Raw genomic sequence first — 22,124 nt, 5'->3', positions numbered from 1 at the left:
CATGAGCGCACTGTAGCGACCCGTCCCACCCGGCTCTGGCACGTCCGCGACAGGAACACCGTCGGATGAACATCCGGCTGGCAGCACCGGGCCACGGCGGCTGCAGCAGCCCCTGGACGGCTTGATCGGCTGAGCGCTCATGCCGCAATCCGGTCTCTGGTCTTGGTGACGCGCCTCGGGTGGTTGGCCAGCTGTAGCATCGATGGCCATGGCTACGCGGCGGCTACGGCAGGCGGCGGCGGTCACTTTCGGGTGGATCGTCGTGTTCGACGCTCTGCATGTGTACTGGGAACTGGGCGGCCGGTTCGGCTTCGGCGACCAGGCCGACCCGCTGCCGTCGGCGCAGACCGCTGGGCAGCGGGTGTTCACGGCCGTCGTGCTGGCACTGTTCGTGATCGGTACGGTGCTACCGCTGGCGTTCGTGCAGCGGTGGGGCCGGCGCATCCCGCGATGGATCCTGATCACCATGGCTTGGGTTGCCGCGGGTCTGCTGAGCGTGCGTGCCGTGGCTGCGTTCGTCGATGATGCGATGCGCACGGTGTTCGGGTCGCCGACGGGCCTGACCGGGTTGACGTACGAGCAGTTGCTGGGCACAGCCACGCCCTCCGCGTACACGCTGTGGTCCGCCCGGACGATCGACTTCTACTTCCTCATCGGCGGCGTCCTCTACGGTGCGACCACCTGGTACGCCCGTAGCCGCACTGACGAGCAACCCGACCCGCCGTACCGTCCGGAGACCATCTGAGATCGGCTTCGGCGGCCCGGTCAGGACGGAAGGCGCCCTCGTGCAGCACCTGCCGCATCCGCACATCAGCGTAAGACGTTCTTGTCAAACGTTCGGTCGGTGCCTCGTCCGTCGTCTGTCCCTGCATAGCCGTAATGGGGTTGGTCCCGGCAGCGTGTAATCGGGTTGGTGAGACGACGGACGGGGCTGCCCATGATGTGCGTCGAGGTGACCGTGGTTCCTCAATGCCGCGTGGGGCTCGCCCCGACCCTGCTTGACGGGCCGTCTGAAGGGCTGTCAGGCGGCGATAGGCGTCGCCGTGGGCTTTGTGGTGCCGTGGGTGGCGATGGCCGGGTCCCAGCGCCGGCCGGTGGTGATGACGGCGTGCAACTGTCGCAGGATCGCCGCGGCGAGCACGGCCTGGGCCTGGGTGGTGGTGAGTTTGTTCTGTGCTCTGGTGGTCAGGTGGGCGAACCTGGCGGCGTAGACGGGGTTGGCGCGCTGCGCGCCCCAGACCGCCCGCCAGGCCGCCAATCTCAGTGCGGGGCGCCCCTGCCCGGTCAGTTTCGTGCGGCCCACGAAGGTGCCGGAGAGCTTCTCCCGGGCGCCAGGCCGGCGTGTTTCACCAACGCTCGGGCGGACGCGAACCGGTTCGGGTCGCCGGTCTCGGCGAGGATCGCCGCCGCGCCGATCGCGGACAGACCGGTGATAGACGTAACCAGGTCGGTCAGCTGCAGGTCGTCCAGCACCGTTGTCATCCGGGTCTCGGTGTCGGTCAGCCGGCGGTGAGTCTCCAGCCAGTCGTCCAGCAGCAGCGCGACCCGTTCCAAGGCACCCGGACGGTGAGTGATCACGCCGGCCGGGTCGCTCAGCGCCGCGAACAGCGCGCGGACGATACGGATGCAGGGTTTCTGCCTGCCCCGCCGGACAATCTCCCGGCGCACCGCCGTTTCCAGCCGGGCCAGACCGAGCCGACGGGTCCGGGTCAGATCCCCGCCGTCACGCTGCAGCACCACGTTCATCGCCGCGGTCCAGGTCAAGGAACGAAACGGTTGTCGTGCGGTCTGCAACGCAGCGGGCCAGACGCACTCCAGCAGCGCCCGCATCTGCTGGACCTGGCTGCCCGAATCCACCAGCAGCTGCACCAGGCGCGCGCCCAGATGCCGCAGCCGACCCCACGTCTCATCGATCGGCTCGGGAATGTAGCAGCGCAGCTGAGCTGCCAGCCGGGCGATGATCACGGCGTCCTCCTCGTCGGTCTTGTCGAAGGTCAGGTCTTCGCTGCGGCGAGCCCACGAGGTCAGCATCGGCTGGACACACACGAACGGCATCCCACGTTCGGCGGCCAACTGACCCAGCACCCGCCAGCGGTGACCGGTCGGCTCGCACGCCACCGTCACACCTGCGAAACCCTTCGCGGCGGCCTGCTTACCCGCCCAGTCCAACGCCACCCCGAGGTCCCACGCGTGACACCTGAAAGTCTTACGCGCCAACACTTTCGAGTCATGATCGGTGACCACGACCATCTGCTTCTCATCGGCCAGATCAATACCGATGATCGCGTTCGAGATCGGAACCAGCAACCGCAGCCGAGTAAGTCGCGCGTTGCGGTTGCGATCACCACGGGACACACCGCTACCGTTACCCATGAACGTCCTCCTCCTGCGATGGGACACCAAGCCCGACAAGCGCATCAGGAGGACGTTCCTACATCCTGCATCGACACGCAGAACGTCTTTCTATGCCGCTGGTCGCGCTTGATCCATGCTCCGGTGAGCGCAGCCATCCTGAGCGTTGACTACCGGTACGCCGGCTGACTGCCGATTGCTCCGCCGACCGCACGGCACACGATGATCAGAATCACGGTGCGCTAGAGGCCGATCGGCGGCTTGTAGTCAGCGGCGATTCGGTCCCGGTATCAGCAGAGGACACTGGCCACAGAACGATAGACTCATATTCGTGTCGTCTGCCTGGACGTTCGCGGGCCTCATGTTCGTGCTCTCGATCCTCGCGATCACGCGACACCGGGTTCCGGAGCGATGGCGCGGCCGTGAACGCCGATACGCAGCGCTCACATCGGGAACCGGCGCAGTCCTCGCGGTGGCCGCGATGCTCGGCTGGTCCGGCTGGCTCGTGACGTTGACGGGTGCCGGGATGTTGGTGCTGTCTGTCCTCGCGGTCACGCGGATCTGGACGCCGCCACGACTTCGCGAATTCGAATTGCCCTTCGCGGTGCTGGCTGTCGGGTTCGCCATCGTTCTCATACCCGGCGGCGTGTACCTGCAGACCCACGATGAGATGCGTGGTGCGGTTCCGGCCCTGCTGCTCACCGGCCTCGCGGTCACCGTCGGGGGCTTGATTTTCATGGCGCGTCGTGAGAGGCGACTGCGTCGAGTGCATGACACCGACCCGTTTCAGTGACACTGCGGATCGGTACTGCCGACGGGTCATCCGGGTCCCCGGGACGCAACGACGCGCACACATCTGCCGCCGTGCGAGCGCGTTGACGAGGCGGCGGCCATGGGCGGGGCGGGGCCGTGCCTCATCCTGTTAGATCAGCTGTCATGGCAGACGTCGTTGAGATCCATGTTCCACTGGTACCGGCTGAGAATCTTGCGCCCGACGGCTACCCGTTTCCGTGGATTGAGCAGGTCGAGGACTTCCTGGTCCAGCTGGAGGACGAGGGGGCGGTCGAGGTGTACGACGACGGCGAGCAACACGGCGGCGTCTACGTCTTCTTCATCACCGGAGCGGAAGAGGCAGGACTGCTGGCCGCCGCGTCCCGGGTTGCAGCACTCGACGGTGTGCCGCCGGGCACGTTCGCCATGGTCACGGACGACCAGGCGTCGGAATTCGGGATGGGACGACGCGTCAACCTGCCGGTGTCTTGACCTGATGTTCAGTTGCTCAAGGTCGCGACCTTTCCGGCCGATGGCCAGAGGCATCCGCACATGCCGCCGTTGGTGCGCGACGGCCGGTCGCTGCGCGTCACGAGCGGTGATCACCCGACTGCTTCGGCGGCTTCCCGAGCTGCCGATATGCGGAAGCCGCGACGACGAGCCGATGCCACTTGGGGTCGCCCCGAAGTCCACAACGGACGAGTGTCGGCGTCCGAGGCGATGGCGTCGACGCAGCGATGAACTCGCCCTCGACATACCGCGCTACGGTATATGCTCTTCACGTGGAATCACTCAGCGAACAATCGTTCTTGATCCTCGCGGCCCTTGCCGACCAGCCCCGGCACGGCTACGGCCTGGTGACCGAGGTCGCCGAGATGTCCGGCGACCGGGTGCAGCTTCGGGCCAGCACGCTCTACGCGGCGTTGGAGCGCCTCGTCGGCCGCGGTCTGATCGAGCCCGAACGCGATGCGGTGGAGAACGGCCGGCTCCGTCGGTACTACCGGCTGACCGACGCCGGTGTGGCGATGGTGGAAGCCGAGACACGACGCATGACCATGCAGGCAGCGGCGGCAAAGCGTCGTCTCGGGCGGCGTGCCCGGGGACAGGCGACCCGGCTGGGACTGGCCTGATGAGCCCGCTGGAACGACACTACCGCCGGATGCTGCGCCTCCTGCCCGCCGAGCACCGCAGTGCCCGCGGCGAAGAACTCCTCGGCCTGCTCCTGGATCTTGACGGGGAGCGTGACCGGCCCAGCCCTCGGCAGACGATCGGGCTGCTCGGCCTGGCACTGCGGTTGCGGCTGTTTCCCGCCGGGTCACTGCTGCTCGCCGCGTGGCTCGTCGCGGACAGCACGAGCGCCGCCACCTCCATATATCAGCTCTCCACCGGCGCAGTGGACGTCACCTTTGACGGCTTCTCCCCGCTTCACAACGCGGCGGCAAGCGTCCTGATCTACACGCTGCCGCAGCTCGGCACCGCTGTCGCCTGGATCCTCGGTGCCCGTCGAACCGCATTGGCCATGTTCGCCGCATCGGTGGCGACGCAGATACTGCCGTCCGGGCTGGCCGGTCTCGCGCTCCACGATCTGATGATCCTTGCAGTGTTGACGCCCGCCGTGCTGTGGCGCTGGCCCGCACCACGCCCGCGGATCGTGCTGCTAGCCGCGACGGCGCTGGCGATCCCACTGTGGATTCTCGTCGCGACCTACAGCCAGCACGGCATCTCCTACGACACCGGCAACCCAGACCTGACCCTGGCACCAGCACTGGCCGCAGCCGCACTCGGTGCGGCCACCGCCGGCCTCCTCACCCGCCACCGACGCCGCCCGACCGTGATCACCATCATGGCCATCGGTGCGCTCAGCGGCGCCACGCTCCCAACCATCGTGCCCCGACTGCTCTACTACAGCACGAACGGCTGGCTCCTCTGCGTCACCGCCTTCATCGCCCTCATAGGGGCGGCCGCAAGCACACCGGCCGGCCGTCACGCGAACAGCGTCAACCAGCCAGACCCGCACACAACGGCCACTACCTAACCTCTCGACCACTTCGCAATGCCAACTCCTCCGCGCATCCGGTCATGCCGCTGTCCGGTGCGCTCGCAGCTACAAGGTCAGTGGTGCTCCATCCAGAGCCGCACGTCAAGCACCCGGATGGCGCTGGTCCCGGTTGGTACTTCGCGGACAGGTGCGGCGATGTCGACAAGCTGGCCGTGCAACCCGTTCTGCAGCCGTCGACGGAGTGGCTCCCCAGAACTCCGTCGGATCGCCCAGCGCCTTCATGACCACCGCGTCCTGCACTGGTGGTTTCGTCCGTGACTACGGGGTTCTGGCGCGAACTGTGTAATGGACTCGAGTAATAGATCGTTGTCGCGGTGCGCGATGTCGTTGGACAGCTACTCCCTCATTTGAGCGGCATCGAGATCGATGCGATCGTGGACGCTGGCTCCGAACTGGTCATCACGGCTCGGGTCCGCGGCCACCAGGCCGGTTGTCAGGCGTGTGCGGTGCCGTCGTCTCGGGTGCATTCTCGGTATCGCCGGACGCTGATGGATGCCCCGGTTGCTGGCCGGCCGGTCCGGCTCCTGTTGTGGGTGCGCCGGTTCTTCTGCGAACGCCGCGTGCGGGGCGATGACGTTCACCGAGCAGGTCGATGGGCTGACCTGCCGGTGGTCACGGGTCAGTGAAGGGCTGCGGCAGATGCTGACCACGATCGGGCTGGCGCTGGCCGGTCGAGCCGGCGCGCGTCTTGCTGCGAAGTTGGGTATGCCGGCCAGTCGTCACCGCCTGATCCGACTGGTACGGGCGGTGCCGGATCCACCGGTCGGTGTGGTCGCGGTGCTCGGGGTTGATGACTTCGCTGTCAAGCGTGGCCACCATTACGGCACCGTGCTGATCGACTGTGAGTCCCGCAGGGTCGTCGATCTGTTACCCGGCAGGGACGCCGACCCGTTGACCGCATGGCTGCAACAGCATCCAGGAGCTCAGGTGATCTGCCGGGACAGGGCCAGCGCATATGCCGAGGCCGCACGTACCGGCGCACCGCAGGCTGTCCAGGTCGCCGACCGGTTTCACCTGTGGCAGAACCTTGCCACCGCAGTCGAGCGCTGCGTGGCGCAGCACAAGAGTTGCCTGCAGGAGCCCGCCGAGGTTCCTGCCGAGCGGTCCGGCACTGCGACGGTGGCCGACCCCGTCGGGGCGATGGCCGAACGTCGCCGCGCCCATCACGCTCTCGTGCACGAACTGCTCGCTCAGGGCGCCGGATTCCGGCAGATCGCCCGGCATCTGGGCTGGAGCCACCACACCGTATCGCGATACGCCCACGCCGCAACGTGGCAGGAGATGATGGTCGGGCAGAAGATCCGGCCGAGCCAGGTCGACCCGTTCAAGACCTACCTGATCCAGCGCATCGGCGAAGGATGCCTCAAGGCCGCCACACTGCACCGCGAGGTCCGCGCCCAAGGGTTCGCCGGCAGCTACGCGATCATCCGCAAGTTCGTCGAGCAGTACCGCAGCACGCCGGACCTGACCGCGGTGCGCCGTCCACCCTCGGTGCGGCAGGTGACCGGATGGATCTGCCGACGACCCGACGACCTCGCCGACCGCGACAGCGCTCAACTTCAAGCGATCCTCGACCGGTGCCCGCAACTGCGCGCCGCCACCGACCTGGTCCGGTCGTTCGCCGACATGCTCACCCACCTACGCGGTCAGCGACTCGACGCCTGGATCGCCGCAGCCGAAGCAGCAGCGTTGCACGGTGTCACGAAGTTCGCCACGGGTCTGCTCGCAGACCTGGCCGCCGTGACCGCTGGCCTCAGTTTGCCCTTCAGCTCCGGACCGGTCGAAGGCAACGTCAACCGCATCAAAATGATCAAACGACAGATGTATGGCCGCGCCGGCTTCGACCTACTCCGTAAGCGTGTGCTGCTCGCACCTTGATCAGCGCCAGGCGCTGCCCGCACTACGCTCTCTGGATGCGTTACCTCACCAGGCAGTTCGCGATCGGGGCCCTGCGCCGTGGACACGGCATCGAACAGTTCCTCGGTGGCACCCAGATCGGTGGTGAGGCCGCCATCCAATGGGTCGCGATCAGCCCCATGGACGGTCAGTACCGCGTGTCCCTGCACACCGTGCAGGACCCCGACGACGACGAGTTCGGCGACCTGCCCAACCTCATGTCCCTGGACCCGGTCGATCAAGACTACGTCGGTGAAGGCCGCGAACTTGGCGCCAGCCAGGACGAGGCCGAAGCGATGGCACTCGCCGAGCAACTCACGGCCGCGCAACCTGACCGCTGGGTCAACCACGCGGTTGCCGGCGACGAATACATGGACTTCGTCCGAAGCCGGCGAAGCACCACCGACACGCACGGCCAACAAGATCAATCACGGAGTTAGCGCCAGAACCCCGAAGTCATGGACGAAGCCATCGCGCTGTACGCCGTGGTCCTCCACAACTGCTCGCACTGAAAATCTCAGTCGACGTCGTTCGGATGTGCGGTGCTCGGTGGGCGCGATCCTCGGACGGTGGGTCGACGGGGCGGGTTCCGGTGTTGGCTGTTCTACGCTTCGCGGCGTGAGCGACTACTACGATCTGTTCCTGTCGGTGGAACTTCGGCCCGGGCTGCCCGACGACGTGATGTACGAGATCAGGTGGCATCTGGGGCTTGTCGCTGAGCCACCCTCGCAATTCGTGGCGCTGCCTGGTGACGATTGGTATTTCGAACAGCCTGTACCGCTGTTCGTAGGGTTGTCGGAGAGTCACGCGTTCGATGGCGTTGATGTGGCGGTCATGCTCCCGGCGACGAACCGGGTCTATCCAGATGGGCAACAGCGGTCGCTGCTGACCGTGCGTCAGTGTGTTCATGAGGATGCACTCGGCTGGGTACTGCAGCTGACCGAGTGGATCGCGTCGCAGTCGACGACGACCGGCTGGATCGGCTTCCTTCGCCATGACCAGGATCCAGTGCCCGACCTGATGCACAACGTCAACGGGCGCCTTGAGTTCGGCCAGGCGGGCAAGAGCCGTCCGTTCGGAGCGCGACGAAACGGACAGGCCTGACGGGCAGCACGCGAGTTCGTCCGGATGCCGGACCGTACTGGACACGCAGACAACGTCACGACTGATTCCAGCCGCGGAGCGGTCCATCCGCCCGACGGCGACGATGGACGAGACCGCTCGTTCGAAAGCACGCTCATGGCAGGGAAGCTGGGCAACGCCGTACCGCCAGAGCCGCCGCTGCTGGCTTTCAGGGAGCGCCGGGCAATCAGCCGGACGCGCATGGCGTCACGGGGTGCTCTGCAGGGACTTCGTCAGGAGGTTGTCGGGGCGGGTCACGATGTAGCAGTGGGCCGTGCGGTCGCCCAGGGCCCATCGGTCCGGGAAGGGCGCCGTTCGGAATCATGCGCAGGTCGGTGCGGTTCTCGAACTTCGACGGGGACTCGCCCGGGAACTTCGCTGCCTTGGCATTGCAGATCTGCGTCACCTCGCGGGCGAGCGTGGTCATGCTCGGGTACCGGACGTCCGGGCCGACGTACAGGCCGACGTACTCACCGTTGTGGGGCTGGGCGCAGTCGATCGGGACCAGATGGTCGATGGTCTTGTACCAGCCTTGCGCGTCCGGGGTGCCGCGGACCTCCACACAGGTCAGGGCGAGCGGGCGGGCGCCGCGCAGGCCGTCCTTCAGGCTGCCGGTGCGCATCCGGGACGTGAAGTCGTCGGCGGAGAACTCGAACAAGGCAGCGGTACTCCTGGGCGCCCGCGATCCACTCCTCCGTCGACGGGACGATGACCGCGAGGCCCAGGCGGCCGTCGTGCCAGTCGGCGCCGACGTACTCGCGGGCGGCCGTGTCGCAGTCGGTGAAGACCTCCCGGGTCTTGTTCTCCGGCGGTGTCGTGAGGCGGCCGACGCGGATGATCTCGGCCTGGTGCTCGGCGGCGCAGTCGACCGAGTTGAGGGTGGCGGGGCGATAGTCGTACATGCCCAACGACTGGCCCGAATGGCACATGCCGACGCCCGGCAGAGCCCTCGCGGAGGGCGAAGCCGCCGCCGAACTGACGGTCGCTTCGCCCACGGACTCCAGCGAAGTAACCGTCACTGGATGCCAGGAACAGGACATTCCCGGACTGCTCGCAATCGCTACAAGCCTCGCCGCAAACCTCTTCGGCGATGACGGCGAGCGCTACACCGAAGACGGCATCGTGTCGTAACCACACGCCATCCGCTCATGCCGCCGGTCGTCCGCAGCGGCTCGCCGACGACCATCACGCTCTGTAGATCGCTGTCTGCAGCCTGATCCTCGGCCCGTGCTCACTCGTGCCGAGGACAGCACACTTGATCTTGCCATTGTATGGAGGACGGTAAGGCCGGGAAGCCGTCGGCGCAACGTTTCTGCGTTGTGCCGAGTTCGGCGACCTTGGAAGGCGCTTCTCCAGGCGGGCCTGGTCGGGGTGTTCAGACGAGGACTGCGCCGCCGTCGACGAGGATCGAGGTGCCGGTGGCCATCGGCTGTTCCATGGCGTAGAGGTAAGCGAGCGCGACCTCGGACGGTTCGCCCACCCGGCCGACGGGCAGGGTGGCGGCGATGTCGTCGTACATTGCCTGCTCGTGCTCGGCGGGCATGCTGGCCCACAGCGGGCTGCGGGTGACGCCGGGCGCGACCAGGTTGACCCGGATCGGGGCGAGTTCGAGGGCGAGCTGCCGGGTGAGGGCCTCCATGGCGCCGCACACGCTGGCCCCGAGTGACCAGCCTGGGCTCGGGCGCTGGCCGGCGTTGCCGCCCGTCAGGACGATGGAGCCGCCCACCTGCAGGGTGCCAGCGACGGTGACGGTGCGGATGACGCCGAGCGCGCCGAAGTACCGGGTATCCCAGAAGTTGCGGGCCGCCTGCGGGGTGAGGTCGGTCAGCATGGTGAGTTGGAGGGGCTCGCCAGCAGTGTAGATCAGGTGGTCGATTGGTCCGGTCTGCTCGACGAGACGCGTGATGGAGCCGGGGTCGGCGAGGTCGACTGTGTTGCCGTACGCGCGTTGCGGCAGGGCGCCGAGTGCGCGGTCGACGCTGGCGCGGTTGCGGGACGCGACGATCGGGGTCGCTCCGCGTTCGGCGGCGGCCTGGGCGACCGCGAGGCCGAGCCCGGAGGTACCGCCGACGATGAGGATGCGGGCTCCGTCGAGTGTCATGCGTTGCACCTTTCCTGGTGGATGTGAATCAACCCTCGCTCGCCGGCTGAGGCCGTGTCCAAGACCCTTTCGTGGCAGAGTTGATACCCGGCAGGTATGACCAGGGGGCGAGATGCCGGACGATCTCGATCTGCGCAAGTTGCGCTACTTCGTCGCCGTCGCGGAGGAGTTGAGCTTCATCCGGGCGGCCGAGCGGCTGCACATCGCTCAGCCCGTACTCACCCGTCAGATCAAGGCGCTGGAGCGGGAGCTTGGCGTGAAGCTGTTCGTCCGGTCCACCCGTGGCACGGTGCTGACACCGCCCGGGGTGGGGTTTGTCGATGAGGCCCGCGTGATCCTGCGGTCAGCGACCGCCGCGCAGCGCCGGGTACGGCAGGCCGCGCGCGGCGGATCGCAGCTGACCATCGGGTTCATGCCCGGCATCCTGCCGACCGCGACGGTCCGGGCGCTGCGCGAGCGCTTTCCGGACCTGCGGGTCGAGGTCGTGCGGACGTCCTGGGACGATCAGGTAGCGATGGTCCTGGACGGCCGGATCGACGCGAGCTTCGTACGCTTTCCCGCCGACGGTCGCGGGCTCACCGTGATCCCGCTCTACACCGAGCCGCGCGTTGTCGTCCTGCCCGTTACGCATCCGCTCGCCGCCCGTGGGAGTGTGCGCCTCGCTGATCTCGTGATGCTCGACCTCCTTCAGCAACCCGAGGCGATACCCGAATGGTGGGAGGCGTCGGCCGCCCGGCGGCGCACCCCACGCCCGGCCGGGCCGCAGCCTTCGCGCGTCTGGACGGTCGAGGAGAAGCTGGAGATGGTCGCAGGCGAGCGGGGTGTGGTGATCCTGCCGGAGTCGACCGCGCAGTTCTACACCCGGCCGGATGTGACCTACCGAAGCGTCGATGACCTGCCACCCAACCAGGTCGCCCTCGCATACGAAGCGAACCGGAACTCAGTGGAGTTGCGGGCGATCGAAGAGATCGTTCACGAGCAGTATCTGCGGCCGGCACGGTCGTGAGGCGAGCCGCGAGCAGAGCACGGCACCCGCCGGTCGAGTCAACACGGTGGCCGGGGGCTGGGTGCCGAGCGCGCAGCGTGCCTCGGTGTGGACCCGGCTCAGCACGGCAGCCACGGCCTCGTTGACCGGTATATCGACGGAGCCGTCGCCCGGGCCATCGAACGCGTCGTCGACGGCCGCACCGACGGGCCGATCCTGCGCAGCACCCTCGGCACCCGCATGGACCGGCACGCCGCGACCCGCCGCCTCAAGCACCTGGCAGCCACCACCGGTGTCCGGATGCCGAGGATGCACCCGCACATGCTGCGGCACACGTTCGTCACGACCATGCTCGACGCCGGCGTCAGCCTCCGCGACATCCAGATCGCCGCCCGCCAGGTCGTCGCCCCGACCTGCTCGGCGGCCCGGCCTGCACCGCTCCCGCCACGACACCATCCTGAGCCTCAGCACCGTTTTGAGGCTCGCGGCTACGGCAGCTTGCGGAGACATCGGCAGTGGAACGATGAACGTGTTTGCTCTGGCCACATCGGTACGGTAGGCCGACGCCCCCACCGTCGCCGTGAAGGTTTACGGGAGCTCGGCGTCAACGACGTCGCGGTTGTCGCGCGCGACGTCACTGACGAGGATTCCCTGCCGATGACCATCTGGCCCGAGGGACCAGCTCGCGATTTCAGATACTGACAGCGATGACTGCCTCGCTACCGTGGGTGCACTGAGGCCCGCCGACGCGATCGTCGCGCTCTGTACATTGCCTCGGTTTCCCTGATTTCCCTGATTCGTAGACCGGTGCGCGCTCCTGCGGATGAGTGCACACCCGATCTTGCCGAGAAGAGCGCGTCGGTCGAGGCAGGCTGCTACACGAGGCGCGGCTACGACCAGCGTCGAGGGTCACCCACCGGCGTCTTGTTCGTGGGCATCGGCGTGGTCGACCCAATCCTGCCCGCGGCCGTCGGGTCAAGCTGCACACCTCGCCGAGCCAGCTGTCGCCGCTGGTCACCAGCTATCTGCACCTCGCGGGTTTCTCGGTAGGACTGCCGGGAAGGACACCGAAACCGAATTGCCTCTGGTGGGAGGGTGCGGCTATGCGGGTCGTGGTGAACCTCACGCGCTGCCAGGCGTACGCACAGTGCGCCTTCCTCGCCCCCGACGTGTTCCGGATGCGGGGCGCCGAGGCGTTGATGTACGACCCGGAGCCCGATGACGCTCAGCGGGAGCGGGTGCTGCGGGCGGCGGCGGCCTGCCCGGTGCAGGCGATCCTGGTCGACCGCGCCGACGACCGGGAGGCCGCCGTGGAATCCGCGACGACCGGGCCAGCAGTGTCTGCGAGGACGGCCGCATCATCGCGGACGGCCGGGTGGCGGCAAACAGGTGAGCAACCCTCGCCGGACGGGCACGATGCGGCGACCGAGGCTTTCCGCCGCGACGGCCGGATCGTGATCGTGGGTGCGTCGCTGGCTGGCCTTGCCGCCGCGGCGACCCTGCGCAGGGAGGGCTTCACCAGCTCCCTGACGATGATCGGGGACGAGCCGTACCAGCCCTACGACCGGCCGCCGCTGTCCAAGCAGGTTCTCGAGGGATGGGTGGCCCCAGACCACACCGGCCTGCCCCGCGTCGACGAACTCGGCGTGCGGTGGCTGCTCGGCATGCCGGCCACCGGGCTGGACCCGGCCGGCAGGCAGGTACACCTCGGCAACGGCGGCATCATCGACTACGACCGGCTGTTGATCGCCACCGGCACCCGGGCCCGGCCCTGGTTCAATCGCGATGAGGCAGCCCTTGACGGGGTATTCGTGCTGCGCACCCGGGACGACGCCGCCGGCCTGCGACACCGGCTGGCCGACCGGCCCGGCCGGGTGCTGGTGATCGGTGGCGGGTTCACCGGCTCCGAGGTCGCCTCGGTCTGCCGGGACCGGGACCTGGCGGTCACCCTTGTCGAGCGCGGACCCACACCCCTGGTCGGCGCGCTGGGCGGCGTGATCGGCGCGGTGGCCGCCGACATGCAGCGTGAGCACGGCGTCGATCTGCGCTGCGGGGTCACTGTCACGCGCCTGGAGGGTGACACCGCCGGGCGGCTGCGCCGCGCCCACCTGTCCGATGGCAGCACGGTGGACGCGGAGGTGGCCGTGGTGGCATTGGGGGCCGTCCGCAACACCGAATGGCTGCGCGACTGCGGCCTGGCCGTCGGCGATTGGGGCGTGGGTTGCGACGCCGGCTGCCGGGTGTTAGACGTCAACGGGGTGACCACCGACGACGTGTTCGTGGCCGGTGACGTGGCGCGTTTCCCGCACCCGCTGTACGACTACCAGTTCCTGGCCCTGGAGCACTGGGGCAACGCCGTCGCCCAGGCCCAGGTCGCCGCCCACAACATGGTCTGCGCCCCGGCCGACCGGTGGCCGCACCAGGCCGTCCCGGTGTTCTGGTCGGCGCAGTTCGGCACCAACATCAAATCCGTCGGGGTGCCGACCCTCGCCGACCAGGTCGTCATTGCCCAGGGCTCGGTTGCGCAGCGCAAGTTCGTGGCCGCCTACGGTTACTGCGGTCGGCTCGTCGCCGCAGTCGGGTTCGACCAGGGCAAGTGGCTGGAGTCGTACCAGAGCCTGATCGAGACCGGCGCGCCGTTCCCGCCTGATGTTCACGGGGTTGACGAGCCGACCGACGCCCAGCCGGTCTCGGCGCAGATTCCCGACCACACCACCCGCAACCGCCACGCCACCGTCGCGGTGACCGGCCATGACCCCAGCGAGCGCCGCGCCGGGATGCTCCACCTCCACTAGCGCGCCGGCCAGCCGCACCGCAGGCGCCGCAACATCGAGGAAAGGCAACCGCCATGGCACAGGCCAGCATCTTCGAGCAGATCCTCGACCCGGCCAACCGGGCCAACCCATACCCGCTGTACGCGCAGCTGCGCAAGACTCCGGTGGCGCGCCAGCCCGACGGCACCTACGTGGTCAGCACCTACCAGGAGATCGTCGCGCTGCTGCACGACCACCGGGTCAGCTCCGACCCCCGCAGCCACCCCGAACTTGCCGGCGCCACCCCCGAGCCTGAAGAGGGACTGCCCGGACTACCACTGGACTTCATCCGCCGCGACCCGCCCGAGCACGACCGACTGCGGGAGCTGGCCACGCGACCGTTCGGGCCGCCCCACACCCCCGGCCGCATCGAGGGCATGCGCCCGTGGCTGACCGAGATCACCAACGATCTGATCGACAAACTTGCCGGCAGACACCGCGTCGACCTCGTCGACGACTTCGCCTACCCGCTGCCGGTCACCGCAATCTGCCGGCTGCTCGGCGTCCCACTCGAGGACCAGCCACGCTTCCACCAGTGGGCCGACGCGATCACCACCGAAACCGCCGACCCGAGCACCGGCACGTTCGCCGAACGCCAGCGCCGGCGAGCGCAGATCAACGCCGAACTCGGCGCCTACCTCAACGAACTGGCCGACGCCCACGCCCGTCAGCCCGGCGACGACCTGATCTCAGGCCTGCTCACCGCCACCGGCCCACACGCACCGATGTCCCGCGCCGACCTGCTCAGCACCTGCGCGCTGCTGCTGGTTGCCGGCCATGAGACCACTGTCAACCTCATCGCCAACGGCATGCTCACCCTGCTGCGCCACCCCGACGTCCTCGACCGGCTGCGTCACGAACCTGAACTGATCATCCCGCTGGTCGAGGAACTGCTGCGCTACGAACCACCGGTACAGATGCTGACCGGCCGCAGCACCCTCGCCGACATCGACATCGCCGGCACCACCATCCCCCAATGCTCACCGATCGTGCTGATGCTCGCCTCCGGCAGCCGCGACCCCGCCCGTTTCCCGGACCCGGACCGCTTCGTCCCCGACCGCACCGACAACGTCCACCTCGGCTACGGCAGCGGCATCCACTACTGCTACGGCGCCCCCCTCGCCCGGGTCGAGACACAGGTCGCCCTGTCCGCGCTGGCCCGCCGGCTGGTGCACCCCCTGCTGGTCAACGATCCGCCACCGTACCGGTCCAGTCCCACCCTGCGCGGCCCCCGCCACCTGCCCGTCGACGTCAACGCCGTCGCCCCGGCAGCCGACGCGGCGGTCGGGGCCCACGACCGGCACACCGTTAGCGCGTCGAAGTAACTGGTCTGATCCTCACGATGGAGCGGTGGTTACCTCGGCCAGCGTCCAGCGGCTGGCTAGCTTGACCAGTTGCGCACATCCGCCGCGCGACGCGCGGCTGGGTAGTTGCAGCGGCGCGCCGATCTCCACGTCGATCGGGATGACTCGGCAACGGAACTCAGCCGCTCGGGCGGCGTACCCGCACCGGCTCGAAGTCGAGCAGCACATCGGCCAGGAACGCGCGCCAGTCGTGGTCCCGGTGCCGCAGCCGCAGGTAGACCATCCGTCGGGTGATCTCGGAGGTGTTGCCGCCGATGTTGTGCGCTAGGAGGTAATGGGCCAGGAGCACGTCACCAGGGGTGCCGGTGACCTGCTCCGCCCGGCCGAGCCGGATCGGCGGGGTGCTGTCGCAGGCCGTGATGGCGTCCGGCCCTTGGGCCCGGAAGTATTCCTGGTGAGTGAGGTGGGTGCCGGGCCACACGTAGAGGTTGCCCATGCCCTCCCGGCGCTGATCGGTGAGCATGACACCGACGAGCAGGCTGAACGAGTCGGGTACCCCGCCCGGCGCTACGCCGACAAGGCCGTCGATGTGGTGCCCGCCGGGGCGTGCAACCACGGCGGGATGCTCAACGCGACCTGCAGCGCCTCGGCCGGGTCGAGCGTGTCGGCGCCGGTGAGGGCCTCGGCCGCGGCCAGAATCGGCGTTGTCGTCTGCAGCCCAAGCAGCACCGGGTCGGCCAGACCCATGTAGGCGTGGTTGCCGATGTGCCCGGCCGGCAGCGGATCCCGCTCGATCAGCCGGTCGACTGCGGCGTTGGCCGCTGCCACCGCGTCCGCCGGCACCAGGCCGCGGACGACCAGATAACCCTCCGTGGCGAACTCGTCGAGTTGGTCGGCGGAGAGCATGCCGTGACGGTACTCGATCGGGCCAGCGGCCGGCTCCCATTTTACCCGGGGTACCGGCTTCAAAGCTTGGCCGCATTCGCCCGGGTCATTGCGAACTCGACGGGGCCGTCGAACGCCCGCGGCTGGATGACCGTGACCAGGACACGGCGTCGTTCTTGACGACCAGGATAGTCGGCCCTGGCTTCGCTGTGCGTGCGCCGGGTCGACGAAGCCGTGGCCGACAGCCGGCACGGCCAGCGCGCCGGTCTTCGGCTTGTATGCGATGTTCGGGAAGAACAGGTCCGGGTCTCCGGTCGTCTGAACATCGATGCCGGTCGAGGCGGGACGTCGACCCGGGCGTAGTGGCGGACGACCGGGCGGCTGCGGACACTGCTACTCGCGTGCGCACATCTGCCGCAGGTCTCGCGCGGCGGCCGACTCAGAGATCGTCACGCTTCGTGGCGGCGAGTTCGGTACGTCGAACCGCAGCAGCGGCGCTCGCTCATGCCGAGATGAGGGCGTCTCGCGGCTTCATGCAGGATGACATGGGTCACCCATGGCCGAGTTCCTGCCATCCGGGCCATCGCCAACTGTCGACCTCAGGCCAGGTTGTCACGAGCCCGGCGGAGAGCGCGCCACCGAATGCCACGGTTCCCTCGTGGGATGCGTAGGCGATCCAGTCGTGATGCTCGTCGCTCCAGAAACCCTCGGGCCCGGTGTACCTCGGGGCGAAGATTTCGACATCCAGCAGGTAATCGGCCCCATACTCGCGCAACTCGACTACACGCGGGCGGCCCAGCTCTCGCAGCACTCGGCGGACCTGGTCAACACCGTCGTCCTCCCACATCGATTCTCCGGTCAGCACCAGCACGTCTTGCGGAACCGAACTACTCAGCAACGGGTGCCACCAGCCGTTCTGCACACCCCATCGCTGCTGCAGCGACGTGCGCCAGGCTGATGACTCCTCGGACGTCAGCACGCGCCGATACGGGACCGGGTCGGTGTGGAGGTCGGGCTGCGCCTTCCAACGCTGCACGTTTGCAGCGAACAGCCGGCGCTCATCGGCCATGGCCCGTGCCTGGATCTCGTCGCGCGTTGGCTTGGTGAACGGGGAGTCCGCAACCTCGGCAGCCGCAAGCAGCGTGCTGGTCACTACGTCGACGCCGGGAAGCCGGTCCGGATCGAGCCGCTCAACCTCTACGAGCATGGCGTCCACGACGTTGTAACGGGGGAAGATCCGCTTCGCTTCGGTGGTGTAGTGGAACCCATCGGCTTGGCGGCCATCGTTGCGCAGCTGGCTGTACTCCCGCTGGAGCTCCTCGTATCGCGCCGTCAGATAGCGGCGCGACGCCCAGTGCAACGTTGTGGAATCCACGCGAGCATCCTCTCCGATCACTCCACGGCACCAAATCTGCCAGCCACCAGCCGTTCGTTCTAACATCATCGCCGCGACGCAAGACGAAGACCCGAGACCTTCCAGTCCCCGGCGCGGCACGCTTCACAGGTGCACGGATCTGCCGCCGACCGTGCGCGGCGGCCAGCCGCGACCGGGTGGAGTGGTCACAATGGGTCAATGGCGGACGATCAACCTTTGGACGTGGACTGGGGTGTGGCACTGCTCGATGCGGCCGTTCGGGCAGGTAACAGCGTTGCTGTTGACGAGCTTGTCGATCGCGGCGTCGTGTCGACGTACGCCGGTACCGACGGGGTCGATCCGGTCGCCACCGCCGCCGACCTCGGCGCCTACATGATCTTGCAGTGCCTGCTGGGTGACCGCCCGTGGATGCCCCGCGCTGGCGACGCCGAGCAGCGAGCGCTGCGGGCGGCCCGACCCTGGCTCGTCCTCGACCCAGAAGCTGAGCTTCGACGGCGGCTCGGCGGCGGGCCCGTGACCGTACTGCGGGAGCGGGTCGTGTTGCCCGACGGGTCCGGAACGGTCGATTTCACCCCGCACGCCATCCGCGTCCGTGCGACCGCCGTCGATGGCCGGCAGTCCGAGGTGTACATGGCGCACCGGGGCATCATCACCGCCGTCGAGCAGCGTCTCGGCTTGGTGGTCCCTCGCGACGAACTGCTCGCCCGCGCGCTGTTCCACGCCGATCCCGGTTCATGCGATTGGGAGGCGGCCCAGGCTGCGCTCAACTCCGACGGCGACTATGGCACGACCTACCACTGGGCGGCTGCGCTTCTGGCCGATGCATCGGTCGATGTGCGCAGATTCGCCACCGAGGCGCTACATCACATGAGTTTCGATGCGCGGCCGTTCGCTGCCGAGACGACAGCGGCGCTTCGGGGACGGCTGTCCGCGGAGCGTGACGCCATCACGCTGGACGCCCTGATCGGAGCGTATGTTGGCTATGTCGCGGAGGACGCCGACCTCACCGACATGCTCGTGCTCGCGGGACACCCGGCACCGATGATCCGATCACGGGTCGCCAGTTCGCTGCGCTGGATGACTGCATCGCGGCCGGCCGCCGCCGACGTGCTCGTCAAGTTGACCTCCGACCCCGCCGCCGAGGTCCGACAAACCGCGCTGGCGGTCCTGTCCGACGAGCAACCCATCGACACCGGGCCGGTGCGCGACATCCTGGCCGCGGCACTCACCGACGACAACCCGAGGAATCGACTCTCCGCGGCTTGCGGATTGGTGCTCCGCGGCGACCCGCGAGGAACAGAGCCGTTCGCGGACCTCCACGCCACAGCGCGTCCGGAAAGCCCCGAATACTGGCGACTCGACTCGACCCGCCGCCTACTGGAGTACCGGCACCGCCCATCCAACAACCCGTGACAGCATCCGCCACGCAGCTGGCGGACCTCACGGCGGACCGGTCGAACACCACGGCCAGAGGCACAGTGCAGGATTTTCCCGAGTGAAACAGTTCACCGGCAACGTACTGGTCGCAGTCGCATCGCCGCAGACGAGCCAACGCGTCCCGGGGGCAGGCAACCGATGTGACGCACACGTGACCGCCGACAACATGCCAAGATCACGTGTACGGATTTGCCGCTGGTCTTGCGCGGCACCGGCACCATGGTCGTCACCGTGAGCGACGCGCCCCAGCGACACCGACGCTTCCTGTCTTGCCGATGCGAGGATGGGATCGACGGCCCGGGGGTGGCGTCAGAATTCTGTTCGCCGGCGCCACCAGTGCAGGTAGACGGGCGTGAAGGGATCGTGGACTGTCAAGGCGCGGTAGTGCGCGTCCAGCGTCGCCACGATCGGCCAGAGCTGCCGGCGCGCTGGTCTTCGGAGCCCCGCGAGCAGAGCCTCCAGCAACGCACGATCGTCGGCGAAGGGTGGGCAGAACCCCCATCCATAGCGCCGTCGGTCTGCCCGTCGACATCGTGCCCAGCCGGCCCACCGCAGCAATGCTGTTGCGACCTGGCCGGAGTCGAGGCCGTGACGACGTTCGAAATCGCGTATCTGGTGCTCGGTCGATGCTGACAGGTTGGCGGGCAACGGTGCGCGTGATCCGGGGACCAAGTGCCAGCGGCGGCGGCAGGACGAAAGTATCCTGACCTGACTCGCTGAGCGGCGAGGCATGAACACTTCCAGCATCGTCTACGTCGTTACGTCATATCATTGCTCCGCGCCGGCGTTAACCAGCACCGAAGCGCTGGAGCCCAGCCTACCTGCTGCGGTCGCACGTCAGGCACCTCCAGCGGCATCCGCACATGCCGCTGCGGGCGCTCGGCCGTGTGCGCGTGCCTGTCACCGTCGGTCGGCACCTGCGAGAAACCCGATTCCGGCCGGGGCGCCGCCGCGACCGGCAGCGGCGGGTAGGACACGGCGGCCGGGCCGACGCCGGTGACGACCAGACGATGCACCACAGCGCGCCTACGACCGTGACGGCGAAGCCGGCCTCGACGTAGCGCAGCGGGCGTCGACGCGGCAACCATCATTGCCACCGCCGCCGGCCGCGCCATCAGCCGCGCGTAGCGTGCCAGGATTTCAGGATGCACATCGATGCGATCGTGGCCGGGCTGGCCGGGAACCCGGCGCTGCCGCCGGAACTGGTCCTCAGGCTGGTGCGCTACCGGCGGGGTCTCGGCGAGGTGGCGATGCGGGCGGACCTGACCGGCGACGCAATCGACGCCATCATCGCCACGGACGACCATCGGCTGCTGCACTCGCTGGCGCTCAACCGGCACCTGCCTGACACGGTCCGGTTGCGGCTCGCCGGGCATCCCGACGGCGCGGTACGGGCCGCCCTGGTCGTGTCGGGGCGCGGCACGCCGTGGGAGCTGTACTTCCGGCTGGTCGACGACCCGGACAGGCGGGTCCGCGAGTACCTCGCCCAGCGCGACGATGTGCCGGCGGATGTTCGCGGCCGGCTGGCCCGCGACCCCGATCCGGACGTCCGGGCCACGCTGGGGCAGTGGTGGACGGACGCGCCCGAGGAGGTGCGGCGGAGCCTGCTGACCGACCCGGTCGACGCGGTGCGGGGAGCGGCCTGCTCCACGTACTTCCGCCGGTTTCCCCACCCCGTCCCGCCCGCCGACCTCGTCGCCGGGTTGCTCGAAGACCCGGTGACCCGGGCCGGCGCCGTCCGGCACGCGGACCTGACCTCGGCGATCGCGCGGCGGCTGGCCGATGACCCGGACGGCAGTGTCCGCGAGGCCCTCGCCGGGCATCCGCGGCTGCCCGCGGACGTTCGGGACCGGCTCGGCGACGATTGGGAACCGGAGGTACGGATCGCCGTCTTCGCCCGGCAGGACACCCCCGAGCCGCTGCGGCGCCGGATCCACGAGCAGGCGCTGGGCTTCGCGTACGAGGTGGGACTGTGGATGCTCGAACTGCCGTGGGTAACCGCCGACCCGCTGCCGCACGTCGACTCGCCGTACCCCTGTTTCCGTGCCGCCGCCGCGGCTGCCGGCGCGTCGCTGCCCGCACACGTCGTACACCGGCTACTGCACGACAACGACAGCACGGTCCGCACGGCCATGGCCTTCCGGGCCCCGCACCTCGTCGACGCGGCGACCGCCGAGCGCATCGACCGCGACTACCGTCCGGTCAAACGAACCGCGGACCGTCCCGCCGACTGGCTCACGTTCCCTCAGGCGACGCTCCGCCGGCTCGCGACCGACCCGGATCCGCGGATGCGCCGGCTCGCGCCGCGCGACCCCGACCTGCCACCGGCTCTGGCGGCGCGACTGGCGGCCGATCCCGAGCCGGTGGTGCGCAGGTCGGTCGCCGGGCATCCGCGGCTGCCGGCGGCGACGCTGATCAGCCTGCTGGCGGACGAGAGCGCGTGGGTCGCGCAGGCGGCGGCCGGATCACCGGCCTTGTCGCCGGCCGAGATGGACCGCCTCCTCATCGCCGCCGGCCTCTGACCGGGTGAACCGGACCCAGCGGCAGCTCCAGGCCTCTGCCTGGCCTGACGGGCCGAATCAACCAGCGTCTTCGGCTGGTGAGGGCCAGATGGTCGCGTGATCCCAGCGGCCCCGGAGTTCGTCTGCCGAGTGATGTCGATGAAACACCGGACCGAATCATGAATCGACCCGCCAATGCTCGAACTGGTCCAACGCAAGTTCGGCGTATCGAGCCAGGAGACGCTTCAACTTCACCGACTCGGCATCGCGCAGCGGTCCATCCCGTTCGTCGGCGGTCACCTGATCACGATGGTGGACTCGGTGCACGGATCTGGCCGATGAGCACGCATTCGGTGCTGCCGGTTCACCCGGCCAGTCGATATCGCCGAAGTAGTCCGACAGCAGCTTCCTCGCGTGCGCGGGTGCGGCGGTCAAACGGTCAACCGCGGTCCAGGCTCTCGGGTCGCCATGGAGCCAGACGAGAGTGCACCGGGTAGACCGCCTCCACGATGGGCGATCGACA

General features: G+C 68.5%; 23 protein-coding genes and 1 pseudogene. 16 read left to right on the top strand and 8 right to left on the bottom strand.

Annotated features, from left to right (window positions below; translation table 11 throughout):
• Nucleotides 1-208 precede the first annotated feature (208 nt).
• Entirely contained in the window at nucleotides 209-745 is a 537-nt protein-coding gene (locus AB0K00_RS50505) for a DUF3995 domain-containing protein (protein ID WP_363537806.1), read from the top strand.
• A gap of 276 nt (nucleotides 746-1,021) precedes the next feature.
• Here the strand turns inward: AB0K00_RS50505 and AB0K00_RS50500 are convergent, their stop codons facing one another.
• Together AB0K00_RS50500 and AB0K00_RS50495 are read right to left on the bottom strand one after the other, a co-directional pair.
• Nucleotides 1,022-1,303, bottom strand: coding sequence for a hypothetical protein (locus AB0K00_RS50500; protein ID WP_363537804.1), 282 nt, complete (start codon nucleotides 1,301-1,303; stop codon nucleotides 1,022-1,024).
• Nucleotides 1,285-2,373, bottom strand: coding sequence for a transposase (locus AB0K00_RS50495; RefSeq protein WP_363537802.1), 1,089 nt, complete (start codon nucleotides 2,371-2,373; stop codon nucleotides 1,285-1,287). The genes AB0K00_RS50500 and AB0K00_RS50495 overlap by 19 nt, the downstream gene beginning before the upstream one ends.
• Before the next feature lie 310 nt (nucleotides 2,374-2,683).
• Here AB0K00_RS50495 and AB0K00_RS50490 point away from each other — a divergent pair, with 310 nt between their 5' ends.
• The 8 genes from AB0K00_RS50490 (at nucleotide 2,684) to AB0K00_RS50455 (ending at nucleotide 8,182) form a co-directional block, all read left to right on the top strand.
• Nucleotides 2,684-3,145, top strand: coding sequence for a hypothetical protein (locus tag AB0K00_RS50490; RefSeq protein ID WP_363537800.1), 462 nt, complete (start codon nucleotides 2,684-2,686; stop codon nucleotides 3,143-3,145).
• 143 nt (nucleotides 3,146-3,288) lie between these two features.
• A complete protein-coding gene (locus tag AB0K00_RS50485) occupies nucleotides 3,289-3,615 on the top strand; it encodes a hypothetical protein (RefSeq protein ID WP_363537798.1) in 327 nt (108 codons plus the stop codon).
• A 290-nt stretch (nucleotides 3,616-3,905) separates the two neighbouring features.
• The gene (locus tag AB0K00_RS50480) at nucleotides 3,906-4,253 is read left to right on the top strand and encodes a helix-turn-helix transcriptional regulator (RefSeq protein ID WP_363537796.1); all 348 of its coding nucleotides are present in this window, start codon (nucleotides 3,906-3,908) and stop codon (nucleotides 4,251-4,253) included.
• 29 nt (nucleotides 4,254-4,282) lie between these two features.
• A complete protein-coding gene (locus AB0K00_RS50475; protein ID WP_363537795.1) occupies nucleotides 4,283-5,158 on the top strand; it encodes a hypothetical protein in 876 nt (291 codons plus the stop codon).
• Nucleotides 5,159-5,496: 338 nt separating this feature from the next.
• A complete protein-coding gene (locus tag AB0K00_RS50470; protein WP_363537793.1) occupies nucleotides 5,497-5,808 on the top strand; it encodes a transposase family protein in 312 nt (103 codons plus the stop codon).
• Nucleotides 5,753-7,060, top strand: coding sequence for an ISL3 family transposase (locus AB0K00_RS50465; protein ID WP_363537791.1), 1,308 nt, complete (start codon nucleotides 5,753-5,755; stop codon nucleotides 7,058-7,060). Before AB0K00_RS50470 ends, AB0K00_RS50465 begins: the two co-directional genes overlap by 56 nt.
• Nucleotides 7,061-7,095: 35 nt before the next feature.
• On the top strand, nucleotides 7,096-7,518 hold the full coding sequence (locus AB0K00_RS50460; protein ID WP_363537789.1) for a hypothetical protein: 423 nt from the start codon (nucleotides 7,096-7,098) through the stop codon (nucleotides 7,516-7,518).
• Nucleotides 7,519-7,696: 178 nt separating this feature from the next.
• Complete coding sequence (locus AB0K00_RS50455) at nucleotides 7,697-8,182, top strand: hypothetical protein (RefSeq protein WP_363537787.1); 486 nt, start codon at nucleotides 7,697-7,699, stop codon at nucleotides 8,180-8,182.
• Between the two features lie 205 nt (nucleotides 8,183-8,387).
• On the opposite strand, the pseudogene AB0K00_RS50450 reads toward AB0K00_RS50455, so the two are convergent.
• A pseudogene (locus AB0K00_RS50450) lies at nucleotides 8,388-9,102 on the bottom strand (septum formation family protein).
• Here AB0K00_RS50450 and AB0K00_RS50445 point away from each other — a divergent pair.
• Nucleotides 9,101-9,331, top strand: a complete 231-nt coding sequence (locus AB0K00_RS50445; protein WP_363537785.1) for a hypothetical protein — start codon at nucleotides 9,101-9,103, stop codon at nucleotides 9,329-9,331. The pseudogene AB0K00_RS50450 and the gene AB0K00_RS50445 overlap by 2 nt on opposite strands.
• A 244-nt stretch (nucleotides 9,332-9,575) precedes the next feature.
• On the opposite strand, the gene AB0K00_RS50440 is transcribed toward AB0K00_RS50445, so the two are convergent.
• Entirely contained in the window at nucleotides 9,576-10,301 is a 726-nt protein-coding gene (locus AB0K00_RS50440) for an SDR family oxidoreductase (RefSeq protein WP_363537783.1), read from the bottom strand.
• A gap of 112 nt (nucleotides 10,302-10,413) precedes the next feature.
• Here AB0K00_RS50440 and AB0K00_RS50435 point away from each other — a divergent pair, with 112 nt between their 5' ends.
• The 4 genes from AB0K00_RS50435 (at nucleotide 10,414) to AB0K00_RS50420 (ending at nucleotide 15,424) form a co-directional block, all read left to right on the top strand.
• Nucleotides 10,414-11,307 (top strand): LysR substrate-binding domain-containing protein, encoded by an 894-nt coding sequence (locus tag AB0K00_RS50435; RefSeq protein ID WP_363537781.1) that lies wholly within the window; start codon nucleotides 10,414-10,416, stop codon nucleotides 11,305-11,307.
• Nucleotides 11,308-11,394: 87 nt separating this feature from the next.
• Nucleotides 11,395-11,988, top strand: coding sequence for a tyrosine-type recombinase/integrase (locus AB0K00_RS50430; protein ID WP_363537779.1), 594 nt, complete (start codon nucleotides 11,395-11,397; stop codon nucleotides 11,986-11,988).
• A 401-nt stretch (nucleotides 11,989-12,389) separates the two neighbouring features.
• On the top strand, nucleotides 12,390-14,081 hold the full coding sequence (locus AB0K00_RS50425) for an FAD-dependent oxidoreductase (RefSeq protein ID WP_363537777.1): 1,692 nt from the start codon (nucleotides 12,390-12,392) through the stop codon (nucleotides 14,079-14,081).
• Between the two features lie 53 nt (nucleotides 14,082-14,134).
• Complete coding sequence (locus AB0K00_RS50420; protein WP_363537775.1) at nucleotides 14,135-15,424, top strand: cytochrome P450; 1,290 nt, start codon at nucleotides 14,135-14,137, stop codon at nucleotides 15,422-15,424.
• Between the two features lie 157 nt (nucleotides 15,425-15,581).
• Here the strand turns inward: AB0K00_RS50420 and AB0K00_RS50415 are convergent, their stop codons facing one another.
• From AB0K00_RS50415 to AB0K00_RS50405, 3 genes are all read right to left on the bottom strand, one after another.
• Nucleotides 15,582-16,019 carry a phytanoyl-CoA dioxygenase family protein gene (locus AB0K00_RS50415; protein ID WP_363537773.1) on the bottom strand — a complete coding sequence of 146 codons (438 nt, stop codon included), beginning with the start codon at nucleotides 16,017-16,019 and terminating at the stop codon, nucleotides 15,582-15,584.
• Nucleotides 15,971-16,309: a hypothetical protein gene (locus AB0K00_RS50410; RefSeq protein WP_363537771.1), complete on the bottom strand. Its 339-nt coding sequence runs from the start codon at nucleotides 16,307-16,309 to the stop codon at nucleotides 15,971-15,973. The genes AB0K00_RS50415 and AB0K00_RS50410 overlap by 49 nt, the downstream gene beginning before the upstream one ends.
• A gap of 529 nt (nucleotides 16,310-16,838) precedes the next feature.
• Nucleotides 16,839-17,663 carry a hypothetical protein gene (locus AB0K00_RS50405; RefSeq protein WP_363537769.1) on the bottom strand — a complete coding sequence of 275 codons (825 nt, stop codon included), beginning with the start codon at nucleotides 17,661-17,663 and terminating at the stop codon, nucleotides 16,839-16,841.
• Nucleotides 17,664-17,861: 198 nt separating this feature from the next.
• Here AB0K00_RS50405 and AB0K00_RS50400 point away from each other — a divergent pair, with 198 nt between their 5' ends.
• Together AB0K00_RS50400 and AB0K00_RS50395 are read left to right on the top strand one after the other, a co-directional pair.
• Nucleotides 17,862-19,076: a hypothetical protein gene (locus AB0K00_RS50400; protein WP_363537768.1), complete on the top strand. Its 1,215-nt coding sequence runs from the start codon at nucleotides 17,862-17,864 to the stop codon at nucleotides 19,074-19,076.
• A 1,169-nt stretch (nucleotides 19,077-20,245) separates the two neighbouring features.
• Nucleotides 20,246-21,622: a hypothetical protein gene (locus AB0K00_RS50395; protein WP_363537766.1), complete on the top strand. Its 1,377-nt coding sequence runs from the start codon at nucleotides 20,246-20,248 to the stop codon at nucleotides 21,620-21,622.
• A gap of 156 nt (nucleotides 21,623-21,778) precedes the next feature.
• Here the strand turns inward: AB0K00_RS50395 and AB0K00_RS50390 are convergent, their stop codons facing one another.
• Nucleotides 21,779-21,901: a hypothetical protein gene (locus AB0K00_RS50390; protein WP_363537764.1), complete on the bottom strand. Its 123-nt coding sequence runs from the start codon at nucleotides 21,899-21,901 to the stop codon at nucleotides 21,779-21,781.
• Nucleotides 21,902-22,124: the final 223 nt, after the last annotated feature.

The organism is Dactylosporangium sp. NPDC049525 (assembly GCF_040676755.1).
Taxonomy (GTDB): Bacteria; Actinomycetota; Actinomycetes; order Mycobacteriales; family Micromonosporaceae; genus Dactylosporangium.
The sequence above is the reverse complement of the archived record's forward strand: the minus strand, read 5'-3'. Positions and strand labels throughout refer to the sequence as shown.

Coding starts and splice junctions, on each gene's coding strand:
- AB0K00_RS50505 (WP_363537806.1), top strand. CDS start 209: ATGGCTACGCGGCGGCTACGGCAGGCGGCGGCGGTCACTTTCGGGTGG.
- AB0K00_RS50495 (WP_363537802.1), bottom strand. CDS start 2,373: ATGGGTAACGGTAGCGGTGTGTCCCGTGGTGATCGCAACCGCAACGCG.
- AB0K00_RS50485 (WP_363537798.1), top strand. CDS start 3,289: ATGGCAGACGTCGTTGAGATCCATGTTCCACTGGTACCGGCTGAGAAT.
- AB0K00_RS50475 (WP_363537795.1), top strand. CDS start 4,283: ATGCTGCGCCTCCTGCCCGCCGAGCACCGCAGTGCCCGCGGCGAAGAA.
- AB0K00_RS50465 (WP_363537791.1), top strand. CDS start 5,753: ATGACGTTCACCGAGCAGGTCGATGGGCTGACCTGCCGGTGGTCACGG.
- AB0K00_RS50460 (WP_363537789.1), top strand. CDS start 7,096: ATGCGTTACCTCACCAGGCAGTTCGCGATCGGGGCCCTGCGCCGTGGA.
- AB0K00_RS50445 (WP_363537785.1), top strand. CDS start 9,101: ATGCCCAACGACTGGCCCGAATGGCACATGCCGACGCCCGGCAGAGCC.
- AB0K00_RS50440 (WP_363537783.1), bottom strand. CDS start 10,301: ATGACACTCGACGGAGCCCGCATCCTCATCGTCGGCGGTACCTCCGGG.
- AB0K00_RS50435 (WP_363537781.1), top strand. CDS start 10,414: ATGCCGGACGATCTCGATCTGCGCAAGTTGCGCTACTTCGTCGCCGTC.
- AB0K00_RS50425 (WP_363537777.1), top strand. CDS start 12,390: ATGCGGGTCGTGGTGAACCTCACGCGCTGCCAGGCGTACGCACAGTGC.
- AB0K00_RS50420 (WP_363537775.1), top strand. CDS start 14,135: ATGGCACAGGCCAGCATCTTCGAGCAGATCCTCGACCCGGCCAACCGG.
- AB0K00_RS50410 (WP_363537771.1), bottom strand. CDS start 16,309: ATGCTCTCCGCCGACCAACTCGACGAGTTCGCCACGGAGGGTTATCTG.
- AB0K00_RS50400 (WP_363537768.1), top strand. CDS start 17,862: ATGGCGGACGATCAACCTTTGGACGTGGACTGGGGTGTGGCACTGCTC.
- AB0K00_RS50395 (WP_363537766.1), top strand. CDS start 20,246: ATGCACATCGATGCGATCGTGGCCGGGCTGGCCGGGAACCCGGCGCTG.